Annotated in this window: 14 protein-coding genes and 1 pseudogene; 13 read left to right on the forward strand and 2 right to left on the reverse strand. The window is 70.0% G+C overall.

Annotation, left to right across the window (positions count from 1 at the left end):
• The first annotated feature begins 27 nt into the window (after positions 1–27).
• From AC1DS4_RS00575 to ggt, 11 genes and pseudogenes are all read left to right on the forward strand, one after another.
• Entirely contained in the window at positions 28–963 is a 936-nt protein-coding gene (locus tag AC1DS4_RS00575; RefSeq protein WP_477612512.1) for an ABC transporter ATP-binding protein, read from the forward strand.
• Positions 963–1,808: an ABC transporter permease gene (locus AC1DS4_RS00580; protein ID WP_477631950.1), complete on the forward strand. Its 846-nt coding sequence runs from the start codon at positions 963–965 to the stop codon at positions 1,806–1,808. Before AC1DS4_RS00575 ends, AC1DS4_RS00580 begins: the two co-directional genes overlap by 1 nt.
• Positions 1,805–2,674, forward strand: coding sequence for an ABC transporter permease (locus AC1DS4_RS00585; protein WP_477612514.1), 870 nt, complete (start codon positions 1,805–1,807; stop codon positions 2,672–2,674). Before AC1DS4_RS00580 ends, AC1DS4_RS00585 begins: the two co-directional genes overlap by 4 nt.
• 26 nt (positions 2,675–2,700) lie before the next feature.
• Positions 2,701–3,171, forward strand: a complete 471-nt coding sequence (locus AC1DS4_RS00590) for a GNAT family N-acetyltransferase (protein WP_477631951.1) — start codon at positions 2,701–2,703, stop codon at positions 3,169–3,171.
• A 235-nt stretch (positions 3,172–3,406) separates the two neighbouring features.
• Positions 3,407–4,468 carry a recombinase RecA gene (gene recA, locus AC1DS4_RS00595; protein ID WP_477612516.1) on the forward strand — a complete coding sequence of 354 codons (1,062 nt, stop codon included), beginning with the start codon at positions 3,407–3,409 and terminating at the stop codon, positions 4,466–4,468.
• Between the two features lie 91 nt (positions 4,469–4,559).
• Positions 4,560–5,207, forward strand: a complete 648-nt coding sequence (locus AC1DS4_RS00600) for a regulatory protein RecX (protein WP_477624653.1) — start codon at positions 4,560–4,562, stop codon at positions 5,205–5,207.
• Positions 5,208–5,240: 33 nt separating this feature from the next.
• Complete coding sequence (miaB, locus tag AC1DS4_RS00605; RefSeq protein WP_477612518.1) at positions 5,241–6,761, forward strand: tRNA (N6-isopentenyl adenosine(37)-C2)-methylthiotransferase MiaB; 1,521 nt, start codon at positions 5,241–5,243, stop codon at positions 6,759–6,761.
• Between the two features lie 55 nt (positions 6,762–6,816).
• The gene (gene def, locus AC1DS4_RS00610; RefSeq protein ID WP_477612519.1) at positions 6,817–7,446 is read left to right on the forward strand and encodes a peptide deformylase; all 630 of its coding nucleotides are present in this window, start codon (positions 6,817–6,819) and stop codon (positions 7,444–7,446) included.
• 4 nt (positions 7,447–7,450) lie between these two features.
• Positions 7,451–8,380 (forward strand): tRNA (adenosine(37)-N6)-dimethylallyltransferase MiaA, encoded by a 930-nt coding sequence (miaA, locus tag AC1DS4_RS00615; RefSeq protein WP_477645975.1) that lies wholly within the window; start codon positions 7,451–7,453, stop codon positions 8,378–8,380.
• A pseudogene (gene dapF / locus AC1DS4_RS00620) lies at positions 8,373–9,232 on the forward strand (diaminopimelate epimerase). Before miaA ends, dapF begins: the two are co-directional and overlap by 8 nt.
• Before the next feature lie 114 nt (positions 9,233–9,346).
• Complete coding sequence (gene ggt, locus AC1DS4_RS00625) at positions 9,347–11,188, forward strand: gamma-glutamyltransferase (protein ID WP_477631952.1); 1,842 nt, start codon at positions 9,347–9,349, stop codon at positions 11,186–11,188.
• Here ggt and AC1DS4_RS00630 read toward each other — a convergent pair.
• A complete protein-coding gene (locus tag AC1DS4_RS00630) occupies positions 11,185–11,820 on the reverse strand; it encodes a class I SAM-dependent methyltransferase (protein WP_477612523.1) in 636 nt (211 codons plus the stop codon). The two genes, ggt and AC1DS4_RS00630, sit on opposite strands and share 4 nt — an antisense overlap.
• A 73-nt stretch (positions 11,821–11,893) precedes the next feature.
• Between AC1DS4_RS00630 and hflX the strand changes: the two genes are divergently transcribed.
• Entirely contained in the window at positions 11,894–13,345 is a 1,452-nt protein-coding gene (gene hflX, locus AC1DS4_RS00635) for a GTPase HflX (protein ID WP_477612524.1), read from the forward strand.
• 44 nt (positions 13,346–13,389) lie between these two features.
• Positions 13,390–13,836 (forward strand): GNAT family N-acetyltransferase, encoded by a 447-nt coding sequence (locus tag AC1DS4_RS00640; RefSeq protein WP_477612525.1) that lies wholly within the window; start codon positions 13,390–13,392, stop codon positions 13,834–13,836.
• A 12-nt stretch (positions 13,837–13,848) separates the two neighbouring features.
• Here the strand turns inward: AC1DS4_RS00640 and AC1DS4_RS00645 are convergent, their stop codons facing one another.
• On the reverse strand, positions 13,849–16,485 hold the full coding sequence (locus AC1DS4_RS00645) for a DEAD/DEAH box helicase (RefSeq protein ID WP_477612526.1): 2,637 nt from the start codon (positions 16,483–16,485) through the stop codon (positions 13,849–13,851).
• Between the last annotated feature and the right edge of the window lie 58 nt (positions 16,486–16,543).

Here is a 16,543-nt window from a genome sequence, read left to right on the forward strand (position 1 = left end):
TCGGTGGACCTCGCTAGGTTGGGGCGAGTGAGTGGTGACGACGAGATCCTGCTGAGCGCGACCGGACTGACCAAGAAGTTCGGGGAGTTCACGGCGGTGGACGGGATCGACTTCGCCGTCCGCAAGGGCGAGTGCTTCGGGTTCCTCGGGCCCAACGGCGCCGGCAAGTCCTCCACGATGCGAATGGTCGGCTGCGTGTCCCCGGTGACGAGCGGCGAGCTGCGCCTCTTCGGGCTCGACCCGGCCGGCAACGGCCCCGCCATCCGGGCCCGGCTGGGCAACTGTCCGCAGCGCGACACGCTCGACGAGGAGCTCACCGTCGAGGAAAACCTCCGGATCTACGGGCGCTACTTCGGACTCTCCCGCAAGGAGGTGCGCTCGCGGGCGGCTGAGCTGCTCGACTTCGCCCAGCTCACCGACCGCGCCAAGGACAAGGTCGAGCCGCTGTCGGGCGGGATGAAGCGACGTCTCACGATCGCGCGCTCCCTCATCAACTCACCCGAGATCCTCCTGCTCGACGAGCCGACCACCGGTCTGGACCCACAGGCCCGACATGTGTTGTGGGACAGGCTGTTCCGGCTCAAGCGGTCGGGCGTGACGCTCGTGCTGACCACCCACTACATGGACGAGGCGGAGCAGCTCTGCGACCGGCTCGTCGTCATGGACCACGGACGGATCGTCGCCGAGGGGTCGCCGCGCTCGCTCATCGACGAGTTCTCCACGCGAGAGGTCCTCGAGCTGCGCTTTGACGCCGAGGACCACAAGGACTTCGCCGAGCAGGTCACCGGGATCGGCGAGCGGGTCGAGGTGCTGCCCGACCGGCTCCTCGTCTACGCCGACGACGGTGACCAGGCCGCGGCGGTGGTGCACTCGCGCGGGATCGCACCCCTGTCCTCGCTCGTGCGCCGAGCCACGCTCGAGGACGTGTTCCTGCACCTCACCGGCCGAACGCTGGTGGACTGATGTCGCTCCAGCAGCCGCACCCGCAGCTTCATCACCAGTCCCGGGCGGACCATGGCATCCGCCAGCCGCTGTCTGCCGCCGAGCGGGTCCTGGCCGTCTTCACGTACTTCCTCACGGTCTACCGACGCACGTGGCGGGGGAGCATCATCGGTCGGTTCCTGTCGCCGCTGTTCTTCCTGCTGGCGATGGGCATCGGGTTGGGCTCGCTCGTCGACGACCGGGTGGGCGGAGTCGGGGGCCTGCCTTACCTGCAGTTCGTCGTCCCGGCCATCGTCGCCACCCAGACGATGTGGGTCGCGATGGGGGAGTCGACCTACCAGGTCCTCGGCTACATCAAGTGGAACATGGGCTACCACGCCATGCTCGCGTCCCCGATGTCCGTACGCGACGTGCTGCGGGGCCACTTCCTCGCGGTGGCTGCCCACCTCACGACGGCCACGGCGATCTTCATGGCGGTGGCGTCCCTGTTCGGTGGCTTCGGGTCCGTGTTCGCAGTCCTCTGCCTGCCGATCGCGATCCTCACGGGGATGGCGTTCACCACCCCGATCTTCGCCTTCACCGCCAGGCAGGAGGGCGATGACGGCTTCAATATCCTGTTCCGCTGGATCGTGACGCCGTTGATGCTGTTCTCCGGCACGTTCTTCCCCATCGAGCAGCTGCCCGGCTGGATGCAGCCCATCGCGTGGGTCACTCCGCTGTGGCACGGGGTCGAGGCGTGTCGTGCAGTGGCGACGGGTGCCGCGGTCGGCGCGCCGTTCTTCGGTCACCTGCTCGTGCTGGCCGTGTATGCCGCCGTGGGCTGGTGGCTCGCGGAGAAGTCCTTCGCGAGGCGGCTGGTCCCGTGAGCACCTCGACCTCCAACCCCCGGCCCGCGTCCGGTCCCGCGTCGGGGCCCGTCCGCGGGCAGGCGTCGGCGCGGCTGGCCAGGCTGGTGCCGATGCCTGCCGGGGCCGGGCTGGCCAGAATGCTCATCGAACGCAACGTCACGTCGTTCCGCCACGGCTGGATCGCGCTGGTGACCGGGTTCGCCGAGCCGGTGTTCTACCTGTTCTCCCTCGGCATCGGCATCGGTGCGCTCGTGAAGACCGTCACCACCGACTCGGGGGCAGTGGTGTCCTACCCCCAGTTCGTGGCGCCCGCGCTGCTGGCCGCCTCGGCGATGAACGGCGCAGTGTTCGACTCGACCTTCAACGTGTTCTTCAAGCTGCGCTACGCCAAGCTCTACGACGCGGTGCTTGCGACACCGATGGGTCCGCGTGACATCGCCGTCGGCGAGATCGCGTGGTCCCTCATCCGTGGTGGTCTCTACTCCGCTGCCTTCCTCGTCGTCGCGCTGCTCGCAGGGGCCGTCGGGTCGTGGTGGGCCCTGCTGGCCCTGCCGGCGGCGATCTTCATCGGGTTCGCCTTCGCCGCGCTGGGGATGTTCGCGACCACCTTCATGAAGTCCTGGGTGCACTTCGACTACATCACCTTGGCAATCCAGCCGATGTTCCTCTTCTCGGCGACCTTCTTCCCGCTGTCGACCTATCCCGAGGCGCTCCAGTGGCTGGTGCGGGTCACGCCGCTCTACCACGGGGTCGCCCTCGAACGCGCGCTGATGCTCGGAGATGTCGGCTGGGGGGTGCTCGTGCACGTGGGCTACCTCGTGGTGCTGGGTGGGATCGGCGTCGTGGGAACGGCACGTCGCCTCGAGAAGCTCCTGCTCTCGTAGTCCCTCGGGCGCCTAGCATCGGGATCATGGTGGAGCCTGCGGACGGGGTCGTGGTGGGCGCTGGCGCGGTGCGATCGGCCGGCTTCGCCGACCTCGACCCGCTGACGGGCTACCGGCTGTGGGCCCTGCGCGCCCAGGTGTTCGTCGTCGAGCAGGACTGCCCCTACCTGGATCTCGACGGCCGTGACCTCGAACCGGCGACTCGTCACCTGTGGGTCGAGCAGGACGGCGCACCGGTGGCCACGCTGCGAGTCCTGGACGACGGGGAGGCGCTGCGCATCGGCCGGGTGGCGACCGCGCCGCACGCGCGCGGCCAGGGCCGGGCCGCACTGCTCATGCGCGCCGCGCTCGAGGCGGCAGGGGAGCGGCCTGTGGTGCTCGACGCCCAGTCGCACCTCGTCGACTGGTATGCCGGGTTCGGCTTCGCACCCAGCGGGCGCGGCTTCGTGGAGGACGGCATTCCGCACACGCCGACGCGCCGCCCTGCCTCGCCCTGAAGGCTGATCGGACTCGCCGCGGCGTGTCGCGTGCCGGATGCCGTATTTCGAACAGGTGTTCGGTATGTTCGTCCACAGGTGGAACCACGACAGACCCACCGTCCACAGGCCGTGCGAGCGGCCCCGGACGGCTGTCGGTGCCGACACCTAGCGTCTGACCCGACAAGCGATCAGCTGCCCCAGGGTCGAAGGCAGGCGCGCCCGACTCGAAGCGAAAGAAGGAATGGTGGCCAGAATGGCTGGAGCGAACACTCCCACTGTGGACCAGAAGGCAAAGTCCCTCGACAGCGTGATGGGGCAGATCGAGAAGTCGTTCGGCAAGGGCGCGGTCATGCGCCTCGGCGACGACGTCCGGCCCCCCATCGACGTGATCCCCACCGGCTCGATCGCGCTCGATGTCGCGCTCGGCATCGGTGGCCTCCCGCGCGGTCGCGTCGTGGAGATCTACGGCCCGGAGTCCTCGGGCAAGACGACGGTCGCGCTGCACGCGGTGGCCAGTGCGCAGAAGGCCGGCGGCATCGCGGCGTTCATCGACGCCGAGCACGCCCTCGACCCTGACTACGCCAAGAAGCTCGGGGTCGACACCGACGCGCTCCTCGTCAGCCAGCCCGACACGGGGGAGCAGGCGCTCGAGATCGCCGACATGCTGATCCGCTCGGGCGCCATCGACATCATCGTCATCGACTCCGTCGCCGCGCTCGTGCCACGTGCCGAGATCGAGGGCGAGATGGGTGACAGCCACGTCGGTCTGCAGGCCCGGCTGATGTCCCAGGCCCTGCGCAAGCTCACCGGTGCCCTCAACAACACCGGCACGACGGCCATCTTCATCAACCAGCTGCGCGAGAAGATCGGTGTCATGTTCGGCTCGCCCGAGACGACGACGGGTGGCAAGGCGCTGAAGTTCTACGCCTCCGTGCGCCTGGACGTGCGTCGCATCGAGACCCTCAAGGACGGCAGCGAGCCGGTCGGCAACCGCACCCGGGTCAAGGTCGTCAAGAACAAGGTGGCGCCGCCGTTCAAGCAGGCCGAGTTCGACATCCTCTACGGCCAGGGCATCTCCCGTGAGGGTGGGCTCATCGACATGGGCGTCGAGCAGGGCTTCGTCCGCAAGGCCGGAGCTTGGTACACCTACGAGGGTGACCAGCTCGGCCAGGGCAAGGAGAACGCTCGTCAGTTCCTCAAGGACAACCCCGACCTCGGCAACGAGATCGAGAAGAAGATCAAGGAAAAGCTCGGGATCGGCCCGCAGGTCGACAAGCCGGCCGACTCGATCCCCGAGGTGCCGGTCGAGTTCTGAGCCACGGCTCGGGCGACCCACCACTGAGCGATCCAGACTGATCCCGACTGATCCCGACTGATCCCGACTGATCCCGACTGAGTGATCCCGAATGACTGAACGACACGACGCGGCCAGGGCAGCCTTCGAGGCGGCCCTGGCCGCGACGTCCGCGACCGCTCCGGCCGACGAGCGGCAGCCGAGATCGGCACGCCCACGGGCCTGGCAGCCCATCCCCGGTGGCCCCGAGGCAGACCTGCAGACCCGTGACGGCGAGCCGGATGCCTACGACGTCGCGCGCCAGATCGTGCTGAGACAGCTCGCGTTGTCGCCCAAGAGTCGCCAGCAGCTGCGTGACAAGCTGCGCCAGCGCAACTGCCCCGACGACATCGCCGAAGCAGTGCTCGACCGGATGGCCTCGGTCGGGCTGGTCGACGACGAGGCCTACGCGGGGATGCTCGTCCGGTCGCAGCAAGCCGGTCGGGGACTGGCCCGGCGCGCGCTGGCCCGCGAGCTGCGGACCAAGGGCGTCGACGACGAGACGGCCCGGGCGACGCTCGAGTCGATCAACCCGGAGGACGAGCGGGACCGTGCCGCACAGCTCGTGACCAAGCGGCTCAGGTCGATGCACGGGCTCGACCCCGTCGTCCAGAAACGCCGGCTCGCGGGGATGCTGGCCCGCAAGGGCTACCCCGCCGACCTGGCCATGGCTGTGATCCGTGAGGCGATCGCCGACGCCCCCGAGCACCAGCGAGACTGAGCTGGCGCATTCACCACGTACCCTTGGCGTGCGATGAGTACCACCACGACTGCACCCAGGACCTACGACGTCCGCACGCACGGCTGCCAGATGAACGTGCACGACTCGGAGCGGCTCGCAGGCCTGCTCGAGACCGCGGGCTACGTCGACGTCAACAGCCTGCCTGCGACCACGCGGCCGGAGGCGGCTGACGTCGTCGTCTTCAACACCTGTGCGGTGCGTGAGAACGCCGACAACAAGCTCTACGGCAACCTCGGCCAGCTGCGTCCCGCGAAGACCAGGAACCCCGACATGCAGATCGCGGTCGGCGGCTGCATGGCCCAGAAGGACCGCTCGACCATCGTGCAGCGGGCCCCCTGGGTCGATGTCGTGTTCGGCACCAACAACATCGGCAGCCTGCCCGCCCTGCTCGACCGGGCCCGCCACAACAAACGGGCGGAGGTCGAGATCCTCGAAAGCCTCGAGGTGTTCCCCAGCACCCTGCCCACCCGACGCGACTCTGCCTACGCAGGCTGGGTGTCGATCTCGGTGGGCTGCAACAACACCTGCACGTTCTGCATCGTTCCGAGCCTGCGCGGCAAGGAGGCCGACCGGCGCCCCGGTGACGTGCTCGCCGAGGTGCAGGCCCTGGTCGAACAGGGGGTCGTCGAGATCACCCTGCTGGGGCAGAACGTCAACACCTACGGCGTCGAGTTCGGCGACCGGTTCGCGTTCGGCAAGCTCCTGCGGGCCTGCGGCGAGGTCGACGGACTCGAGCGGGTGCGCTTCACGAGCCCGCACCCGGCGGCCTTCACCGACGACGTCATCGCCGCGATGGCGCAGACCCCCAACGTCATGCCGAGCCTGCACATGCCGTTGCAGTCGGGGTCGGACAGCGTCCTGAAGCAGATGCGCCGGTCCTACCGGAGCGAGAAGTTCCTCGGGATCATCGACCGCGTGCGGGAGCAGATCCCCGACGCCGCGATCACGACAGACATCATCGTGGGCTTCCCGGGCGAGACCGAGGCGGACTTCGAGGAGACGCTGCGGGTGGTGCGCGAGTCCAGGTTCGCGAGCGCGTTCACCTTCCAGTACTCGATCCGCGCGGGCACCCCGGCTGCGACCATGGCGGACCAAGTGCCGAAGGCCGTGGTCCAGGAGCGGTACGAACGGCTCATCGCCGCACAGGAGGAGATCTCCTGGGCCGAGAACCGCACCGTCGAGGGTCGGGACGTCGAGGTCCTCGTCGCCACCGGCGAAGGTCGCAAGGACACCGCGACCCACCGCCTCTCGGGCCGCGCCCGCGACAACCGTCTGGTCCACTTCGCCGTGCCGGAGGGTGCCGAACGCCCTCGCCCCGGCGACATGGTCACTGTCGGTGTCACCTACGGCGCGCCCCACCACCTCGTTGCTGATGCCGCCCTTGAGGGTGGCGCCTACTCGGTGCGGCGCACCGCGGGTGGCGACGCCTGGGCCGCCCTGCAGGACGCGCCGGTCCCGGGCAAGCCGGGTGTGTCCCTGGGTATGCCGGGTGTGGGTCGACCGGCCGCGGTCCCGGCGCCGTCGTGCGGCTGAGCGCGGCGCCACCCGGAATCCGGTGCGGCCGGCACCGTCTGGAAGACTTCCCGGCATGACCGTCCGCCCCATCGTCATCACCGGCGAGCCCGTGCTCCACCGCCGGGCCGAACCCGTGGCGAAGTTCGACGACGACCTGCGCGACCTCGTCGCGGACATGTTCGACACCATGGACGCTGCCCACGGAGTTGGCCTGGCCGCTCCCCAGATCGGCGTCGGCCTTCGCGTGTTCACCTGGCAGATGGACAACGAGGACGGCGTCCCCGCGCGGGGGGCCATCGTCAACCCCTACCTCACGTCCACCAAGCCCTCACTCGACGAGCCGGACCCGCACGACGAGGCCGAGGGATGCCTCTCGGTGCCAGGGGAGAGCTTCCCGCTCAAGCGCGGCGAGTCGGCGACGGTGACCGGTTTCGACGTCGATGGTGCGGAGCTCTCGTTCTCGGCCACCGGCTGGTTCGCCCGCTGCATGCAGCACGAGTACGACCACCTCAACGGGTTCCTCTATGTCGACCGACTGAGCGAGCGGTGGGCCAGGAAGGCGCGCAAGGCGGTCAAGAAGCAGGGATGGGGCAAGCCCGGGTTCGCATGGCACCCCGGTGTCGACCCGGATCCGTTCGGCCACGACCACGACCATGACGACCCCGATAGCGCGCACTGGCACGACCACGAGCACGACCTGTGACCCGATGACCCCCATGGTCGTCGGCGTCGTCGGGCCCACCGCGACCGGCAAGTCAGACCTCGCGCTGGACCTGGCCGAAGCCCTTGGTGGCGAGGTGGTCAGTGCGGACGCCAGCCAGCTCTACCGCGGGATGGACATCGGGACGGCCAAGGTCCCGCTCGCCGAGCGCCGCGGCATACCCCATCACCAGCTCGACGTGCTCGAGGTGACGCAGGAGGCGAGCGTTGCCGCCTACCAAGCGGCGGCTCGAGCCGACTTCGCCGCCATCCAGGGCCGCGGGCACCACCCGGTTCTGGCAGGCGGCTCGGGACTCTATGTCCGGGCTGCCCTCGACGTCCTGGACATCCCCCCGACAGACGCCGCAGTGCGCGCGAGGCTCGAAGCCGAAGCCGACGCGGTCGGTGCTGCCGCGAGCCATGCTCGCCTCGAAGAGCTGGATCCCGTTGCGGCACAGGCGATGGAGCCAGGCAACCTGCGACGGATCGTGCGCGCCCTGGAGGTCATCGAGCTGACCGGGCGGCCGTTCTCGGCCACGATGCCCACGCGCACCTTCGTGCAGCCCGCCGTCATGGTCGGCCTGCGAATGCCGCGCGCCCGACTGGACGAACGCATCGCCACCAGGGTGCGGCACATGTGGGAGCAGGGGCTGCTGGGGGAGGTGCGTCACCTCGAGTCGCTGGGGTTGCGCGAGGGCCGGACGGCCTCACGCGCGCTCGGCTACGCGCAGGCGCTGGCTGAGCTCGACGGGATCCTCACCACCGAGCGGGCGCAGGAGCAGACGACCGCGCTGACCCGACGCTTCGCCCGCCGTCAGGAGTCGTGGTTCAACCCCGACCCGCGCATCACGTGGCTCGATGCGCTCGCCCCCGACGTGACCGACCAGGCAGCTGCCCTGGTCCGGGCGGCAATCAGGGACAATGGGGCCCATGGCTGACCAGACCCCCTTCACCAAGGGCCACGGGACCGAGAACGACTTCGTGCTCGTGCCCGACCTCGAGGGTGTCCGCGACCTGACCGCGCAGCAGGCGGCCCGGCTGGCCGACCGGCGCGCGGGGATCGGTGGTGATGGCGTCATCCGGGTGGTGCCGACTGCCCTGGCGACCGAGGGCGGCATCCTGGCGCAGGCTCAGGCTGCCAGGTGGTTCATGGACTACCGCAATGCCGATGGCAGCGTCGCCGAGATGTGTGGCAACGGGACGCGGGTCTTCGCGGCGTACCTGCGCCGTGAGGGCCTCGAGACGGCGGACGAGTTCTCCATTGCGACCAGGGCCGGCACCAAGCTGGTCCGGTTCGAGTCGCCCGACCTCATCGCGGTCAACCTCGGGCCGTGGCGCCTGGCCCAGCAGGTGATCGCCGACGAGGAGGGGTTCGACGCACTCGTCCACCTCGACGGGCACGAGCCCCTCTCTGCGCTCAGCCTCGACCTCGGCAATCCCCACACCGTGGTCGCGCTGCCTGAGCAGATCGACCTGGATTCCCTCGACCTGCACCGGCTTCCGCTGGTGAACCCGCTTCCTCCGCACGGCAGCAACGTGGAGTTCGTCCGGCCCATGGGCGTCGGGCACATCCGCATGCGGGTGCACGAGCGTGGCGTGGGGGAGACCCGGTCGTGGGGGGGGGGGCCGCCGCAGCCCTGGCCACCCGCTTCTGGGCCGGCGACGTGACGGACACGTGGACCGTGGACGTCCCCGGTGGCCGACTCAGGGTGCGGGCCCTCCCTGGCCACGACGTCGAGCTGGCCGGCCCCGCTGCCCTCGTCGCCGACGGCACCACTGACCTGGTCTGACCCGCTGCTCTGGCCCGTCCGGCTGCTCTGGCCGGCCTGACGGCTCTGGCTGGTCCTGGTGCCCCACGTTCGCCCCGAGGTGCGAAGCCCGAAATGCCGGAATACGGTCGTTTCATGAGCCCTCAGCGTCCCCGTACCCTGCTCTCCACCGCGCTCGTCGGAGCCCTCACCGCAGCCGTCGCCCTGGTCGCCCCCGTGGCGGCGTCGGCCGGGCCGGAACACCACGCTGGTCGAGGTGCTGCCCAGCTGCCCAAGGTGCCGCAGATGACCGGCTACGGCGGTGCAGTCTCGTCGGTGGACCGCGACGCCAGCCAGGCCGGGATCGACGTGCTCCGACGCGGGGGCAACGCCGCTGACGCCGCGATCGCCGTGGCGGCGATGCTCGGCGTCGTCGAGCCCTACACCTCCGGCATCGGTGGAGGTGGCTTCTTCGTGTGGCACGACGGGCGTAGCGGCAAGGTCTCGACGATCGACGGCCGGGAGGCCGCGCCCGCGACCTTCACCGAGGAGTCGTTCATCGACCCCGCCACGGGAGCTCCACTGCCGTTCGCCACGGCGGTCAACTCCGGCCTGTCCGTGGGGGTGCCGGGGACCCCGGCGCTGTGGCAGCGCGCCCTCGACCTGCACGGCACCATGCGGCTGGGACGGCTCCTCGAACCAGCCGAACGCAAGGCCGTCGACGGCATCGTCGTCGACCAGTCCTTCCACGACCTGACCGCTGAGAACGAGGCCCGCTTCGCGCGCTTCCCCGAGACTTCCCGAGTCTTCCTGCGCGGTGGCAAGGCGCCGGCGGTGGGCAGCCGATGGAACAACCCCGACATCGCCAAGGCCTACCGCGAGATCCGGCTGCACGGGGTCGAGTCGATCTATCGCGGCACGCTCGGGCGGGCCATCGTCGACGAGGCGCGCAACCCCAGCACCGCACCGGGCGACACCGTCCTGAAGGGGCAGATCACGCTGCGCGACCTCGCTGCCTACCGGGCCCTCGACCGCAAGCCCACCCATGCCAGCTACCGCGGGCTCGACGTCTACGGCATGGGCGTTCCGAGCTCCGGTGGCATCGCCGTGGGCGAGATCCTCAACCTGCTTGAGGCCTACGACCGGCAGACCGGGCGTGACCTGTCGCAGGTGAGCAACGCCGAGTACCTGCACCGCTTCAGCGAGGCCTCCGCCACCGCCTTCGCTGACCGTAACCGCTGGGTCGGTGACGTCTCGGACGTCCCCACCCGGGAGCTGCTCAGCCAGGGCTTCGCCAACGAGCGCGCCTGCCTGTTCTCCGAGGCGACGGCGATGACGCGCCCCGTCCCGTTCGGGTCGCCGGACGGCTCGTATGCCTCGTGCGCCCCGGGCGCGGGTCGCACGCCGGCCGCGCCGGACGGCCGCTCGACGACCAGCCTCTCGGTGACCGACCGCTGGGGCAACGTCGTCTCGTTCACGACGACGATCGAGCAGTACGGCGGCTCAGGCCTGACCGTTCCGGGCTACGGGTTCCTGCTCAACAACGAGCTCACCGACTTCAACTTCGCGCCGCTCAAGGAAGGGGTCCCGGACCCGAACCTGCCTGGTCCCGGCAAGCGCCCGCGCTCGTCGATGAGCCCGACGATCATCCTCGCGGACGGCAAGCCGTTCCTGAGCGTGGGCAGCCCCGGCGGCGCCACGATCATCACGACCGTCGCCCAGATCATCACGGAGTACCTCGATCGTGACCTGTCCCTCGTCGACGCCATCGCGGCACCACGGTTGTCCTCGCGCAACGGCACCGAGAACGCCGAGCAGGCCCTGCTTGACTCGCCCGAGGCCGCGGCGCTCCGCGCCCAGGGCCACGTGCTCGCCCTCCAGGACCCGATCGGCAACGCTGTGGCGATCCGGCTCCTCGGCCACGGCAAGGCCGAGGCGGCGGCCGAGACGACGCGGCGTGGCGGTGGGTCGGCGATGGTGGTGCGGCCGAGTCGCTAGGCGCCTGCCGCGTCGGCAGGCGAACGACGCACCTCGAGGATCCGGAAGCCCTTCTCCGAGGTGAACCGCGACACGGCATGCACGTGGGGGTCGAGGTTCTCGACCAGCCAGCGCTGCAACGAGTCCGAGCCGAGGTTCTTCTGCACGACGAGGTAGGCGACGCCGCCCGGCGCCAGCCGGGGGAGCCAGGTGAGCATCAGGTCGTGCAGGACCGCCTTGCCGACCCGGATGGGCGGGTTCGACCAGATCGCGTCGAACCGCACTTCTTCGGGTATGCCGTCCGGCTGGCTCGCGTGCACGCTGTCCAGTCCCAGCGACGCCGCGGTCGTGCGCAGGAGGTCCAGCGCACGCTCGTTGACGTCCACGGCATACACGGTCGCCTGGGGCGATCGGAGCGCCAAGGTGAGGGCGATCGGGCCCCAGCCGCAGCCGAGGTCCAGCAGGGCGCCCTGCGTGGGTGGTGCGGGGGCGTGCCGGAGCAGGACGGCGGTGCCCTGGTCCACCCCGCCGGGGCTGAAGATGCCCGCGGCCGAGCGAACGTCGACGGTCTTCCCGGCCAGTCGCACCGTGATGGTGCGCTGCTGTGCGGGGCTCGCCGGTGCGGCCGTGAAGTAGTGGTCTGGCGTGCTCATCGGGGCCAACGGTAGACGGAAGGACATAAACCGGTCGCTGCGCCCGTTGAAAAGATGAGATTCTTGAGGGGACATGACACTGAAGCGATCAGACATCTTTGACCTGAAGGCCACCGCGCTGGCGACCGAGGACGGATTCCTCGACAGCGACGGGCCCGGCTACGACGGCGACCAGTACGACCGCGAGGACCGCGCTGCCCTGCGCCGTGTCGCGGGGCTGTCCACCGAGCTCGAGGACATCACCGAGGTCGAGTACCGCCAGCTGCGGCTCGAGCGAGTGGTCCTCGCGGCGGTCTGGACCGAGGGCACCGCCGAGGACGCCGACAACTCGATGCGTGAGCTCGCCGCACTGGCCGAGACCGCGGGTTCGACCGTGCTGGCCGGGCTCGTCCAGCGCCGCGCCAAGCCGGACACCGGCACCTACCTCGGCTCGGGCAAGGCCATCGAGCTGCGTGACATCGTCATCGCCGAAGGCGCCGACACGGTCATCTGCGACACCGAGCTCACGCCCAGCCAGCGGCGCGCGCTCGAGGACGTCGTCAAGGTCAAGGTCATCGACCGGACCGCCCTGATCCTCGACATCTTCGCCCAGCACGCGAAGTCCAAGGAGGGCAAGGCCCAGGTCGAGCTGGCCCAGCTGCAGTACCTCCTGCCGCGCCTGCGTGGTTGGGGTGAGTCGATGTCCCGCCAGGCCGGTGGCCAGGCTGCCGGCGGCCAGGGCATGGGGTCGCGTGGTCCCGGTGAGACCAAGATCGAGCTCGACCGGCGCCGCATCAACACCCGGATGGCCAAGCTCCGGCGCGAGATCAAGGAGATGAAGACCAGCCGCGACACCCGCCGCCTCAGCCGCAAGGCCCACGAGGTGCCGAGCGTCGCCATCGCCGGCTACACCAACGCGGGCAAGTCCTCTCTCCTCAACCGCCTCACGGGCGCCGGGGTGCTGGTCGAGAACCAGCTGTTCGCGACCCTCGACCCGACCGTCCGTCGTGCCGAGACCGAGGACGGTCGCCTGTACACCCTTGCCGACACGGTCGGTTTCGTTCGGCAGCTCCCCACCCAGCTGGTCGAGGCCTTCCGGTCGACGCTGGAGGAGGTGGCCGACGCCGACCTGCTACTGCACGTCGTCGACGGCTCCCACCCCGACCCCGAGGGACAGATCAGCGCGGTCCGGGCGGTCTTGGCCGACGTCGAGGCCGCCAACGTCCGCGAGGTCATCGTCGTCAACAAGGCCGACGCGGCCGACCCGGAGGTGCTCGACCGGATCCGGCGTCACGAGAAGCACTCGATCGTCGTCTCGGCCCGCACGGGCGCCGGGCTGGACGAGCTCCGCGCGCTGATCGCCGACGAGCTTCCTCGCCCCACGATCGACGTCGAGGTGCTGGTGCCGTATGACCGCGGCGACCTGGTCAGCCGGTTGCACCAGGAGGCAGAGGTGCTCTCGAGCGAGCACACCGGAACCGGCACCCTGCTCAAGGCTCGTGTCCACCCGGAGCTCGCCAGCGAGCTCGCGGGCTTCGCGGCCTGAGGCGCTCAACCCGGTCACGCGCCTTGGACATCCGGTTGGGCGGCTTGGACACGGCCCAGGTCCAGGCCCTGCTGGCCGAGCACGTCGAAGACATGCGGCGCTACTCGCCACCGGAGAGCGTGCACGCGCTCGACCTCGACCGGCTGCGGACGCCGGACCTGAGCTTCTGGAGCCTGTGGGACGGCGAAGACGTGCTCGGCTGCGCGGCCCTGCGCGAGCTCGACTCCACCCACGGCGAGCTGAAGTCGATGCGCACCGCACCGGCATACCGTCGGCGTGGGGTGGCGGCAACGCTGCTCGACCACGTCGTGGTCGAGGCCCGGCGGCGCGGTTACACCAGGCTGAGTCTCGAGACAGGCTCGCCCGAGGAGTTCGCCCCCGCGCGGACGATGTATGCCGCGTACGGCTTCACGGCCTGCGGCCCGTTCGGGCCCTACCTCGCCGACGAGTTCAGCGTGTTCATGACCCTGGACCTCACGACCACCCCGTGATTCGGCAGTAGGTCAGAGGCGGCGCATCGCCGTCGTGAGGACCACGGGCTCGCCGGCCTCGTCGGAGGCTTCGAGGTCGACCACCGCCTCGATCACCCAGTCGTGGTCGCCCTCGGGGTCGTGGATGGTCTGTCGTGCGTTCCAGAGGCGGTGCTCGGTCTCCGGTTCCAGCGCCCCCGGCGGGGGCCCCTGCGACGGGGTGATTCTCAGGAGCTGGGGTCCGCGGGCCTCGGCGTCGGTGCCGATCGTGTCGTGGTCGGCGTAGTAGGCCCCGAGCGCCTCGTCCCACGCTTCCCCGTCCATCAGGGGGTGGCGTGGCGGCTCGGGGAGTGCTGCCTGGGAGGCGTCGAGAGCCGCGAGGTCGCCGAACCGGTCACGGCTGGCGAGCTCGATGCGACGGAACATCGCGTTGCGGACCATCACCCGGAAGGCACGCTCGTTCGACGTGATCGGGCGGGTGGGTCGGGTGCCGCCGTGTGCTGCCAGTCCTTCGAGCTCCTCCAGGCGTTCGTTGGCGTCGGGGTCGGTCAGCGCCTCCCACTCGTCGAGGAGGGAGGAGTCGGTCTGGCGAACCGTCTCGCCGAGCCACTCGAAGAGGTCGTCGAACTGCTCGCTGTGGTGGGCGTCAGGCACCGTCTGACGCAGCGTCCGGTAGGCATCGGTGAGGTAGCGCAGGACCAGGCCCTCGGACCGGGCCAGCTGGTAGGTCGAGACGAACTCGGTGAAGGTCATGGCGCGCTCGTACATGTCGCGGACCACCGACTTGGGTGACAGCGCCGACTCCGACACCCACGGGTGACTCTGCCGAAAGATCTCGAACGTCGCCTCGAGCAGGTCGGCGAGCGGCCGCGGCCACGTCACGTCCTCCAGCAGAGCCATCCGCTCGTCGTACTCGACTCCCTCCGCCTTCATCTCGCCCACTGCCTCGCCACGGGCCTTGAACTGCTGCGCCATGAGGACCTGGCGGGGGTCGTCGAGGATCGCCTCGATGACCGAGACGACGTCGAGGGCGTACGTGGGGGACCGCGGGTCCAGCACGTCGAGCGCGGCCAGGGCCAGCGGTGCCAACGGCTGGTTGAGGGCGAAGTCGTGCTGGAGCTCACCACGCACCTCGATGGTGCGCCCGTCAGGGTCGGGCGGCGAGATGCGGCGGAGCACGCCGGTGTCGAGCAGGCTCCTGCCCAGCGTGATGGCGCGACGGGACAGCCTGGCCTGCCCGCGCGGCGTCTCGTGGTTGTCCCGCAGGAGATGGCTGAGGGCGCGCACCGGGTCGCCCGGCCGCTGGACGACGTTGAGGATCATCGAGTGGTCCACCCGCATCCGGGAGACCAGCGGCTCGGGTTCCGCGGCGACGAGCTTGTCGTAGGTCTGCTCGGTCCACGACACCTCTCCGTCGGCCGGCTTGCGACGCTGGACCTTCTTGAGCTTCTTGGGGTCGTCGCCGGCCTTGGCGATGGCCCGCGCGTTGTCGATGACGTGCTCAGGGGCCTGGACGACCACCGAACCGCTGGTGTCGAACCCCGCGCGTCCGGCCCGTCCGGCGATCTGGTGGAACTCGCGGGCCTTCAGAACCCGTTGCCGGGACCCGTCGAACTTGACCAACCCGGTGAACAGGACGGTGCGGATCGGCACGTTGATGCCGACGCCGAGGGTGTCGGTCCCGCAGATGACCTTGAGCAGGCCGTCCTGGGCGAGCTGCTCGACCAGCCGCCGGTAGCGCGGCAGCATCCCCGCGTGGTGCACCCCGATCCCGGAGCGGACCAGCTTGGACAGGGTCCGTCCGAAGCCGGCGGTGAACCGGAACCCGCCGATGCGCTCGGCAATCGCGGCCTTGTCCGCCTTGACGGTGCCCCTGAGCGACAGCAGTGCCTGGGCCTGCTCGAGCGCCGCTGCCTGGGTGAAGTGGACGATGTAGACGGGGGACTGGTGGGTGGTGAGCAGCTCCTCGATCGTCTCGGAGAGCGGAGTCAGGGCCCAGGTGAAGCTCAGGGGCACGGGTCGTTCGGTACCGGTGACCATGGTCGTCGCCCGGCCGTTGCGGCGGGTCAGGTCCTCGGCGAGGTCGGTGAGGTCGCCCAGGGTCGCGGACATCAGGACGAACTGCGCCTGCGGCAGCTCGAGCAGGGGCACCTGCCAGGCCCAGCCCCGGTCGGGCTCGGCGTAGAAGTGGAACTCGTCCATGATGACCAGACCCACGTCGGCGTCGGCTCCCTCGCGCAGGGCGAGGTTGGCCAGGATCTCGGCGGTACAGCAGATGATCGGCGCGTCGGGGTTCACGGAGGCATCGCCCGTGAGCATGCCGACCTCTGACGCGCCGAAGATCTCGCACAACGCGAAGAACTTCTCGCTCACCAGCGCCTTGATGGGGGCGGTGTAGAAGCTCACCCGATCGGTGGCCAGCGCGGCCAGGTGTGCTCCCGTGGCGACGAGCGACTTGCCCGAGCCCGTCGGCGTGGACAGGACGACGTTCTCCCCGGCCAGGACGGCGAGCAGGGCCTCGTCCTGGTGCGGATACAGCGGCAGCCCACGGTCGCGCGCCCAACCGTCGAACGCGGCATACACGTCGTCCGGCTCCGCGACCCCGGCCGGGAGGAGGTCGGTGAGCAGTGGTGGGCTCGCGGCCTCGGGGCTCGCGTGGTCAACAGTCATCGCCGCCATCCTCGCAGGGCGTGGTCCGGTCCGCGGCCACGCCCGGCTCCACCCTCGG

The organism is Pedococcus sp. P3_C7 (assembly GCF_056402615.1).

What these genes read in the sequence shown, in the direction of transcription:
- AC1DS4_RS00630 (WP_477612523.1), bottom strand. Translation starts at nt 11,820, where the DNA reads ATGAGCACGCCAGACCACTACTTCACGGCCGCACCGGCGAGCCCCGCA.
- miaA (WP_477645975.1), top strand. Translation starts at nt 7,451, where the DNA reads ATGACCCCCATGGTCGTCGGCGTCGTCGGGCCCACCGCGACCGGCAAG.
- AC1DS4_RS00645 (WP_477612526.1), bottom strand. Translation starts at nt 16,485, where the DNA reads ATGACTGTTGACCACGCGAGCCCCGAGGCCGCGAGCCCACCACTGCTC.
- def (WP_477612519.1), top strand. Translation starts at nt 6,817, where the DNA reads ATGACCGTCCGCCCCATCGTCATCACCGGCGAGCCCGTGCTCCACCGC.
- AC1DS4_RS00590 (WP_477631951.1), top strand. Translation starts at nt 2,701, where the DNA reads ATGGTGGAGCCTGCGGACGGGGTCGTGGTGGGCGCTGGCGCGGTGCGA.
- AC1DS4_RS00580 (WP_477631950.1), top strand. Translation starts at nt 963, where the DNA reads ATGTCGCTCCAGCAGCCGCACCCGCAGCTTCATCACCAGTCCCGGGCG.
- hflX (WP_477612524.1), top strand. Translation starts at nt 11,894, where the DNA reads ATGACACTGAAGCGATCAGACATCTTTGACCTGAAGGCCACCGCGCTG.
- AC1DS4_RS00600 (WP_477624653.1), top strand. Translation starts at nt 4,560, where the DNA reads ATGACTGAACGACACGACGCGGCCAGGGCAGCCTTCGAGGCGGCCCTG.
- recA (WP_477612516.1), top strand. Translation starts at nt 3,407, where the DNA reads ATGGCTGGAGCGAACACTCCCACTGTGGACCAGAAGGCAAAGTCCCTC.
- miaB (WP_477612518.1), top strand. Translation starts at nt 5,241, where the DNA reads ATGAGTACCACCACGACTGCACCCAGGACCTACGACGTCCGCACGCAC.
- ggt (WP_477631952.1), top strand. Translation starts at nt 9,347, where the DNA reads ATGAGCCCTCAGCGTCCCCGTACCCTGCTCTCCACCGCGCTCGTCGGA.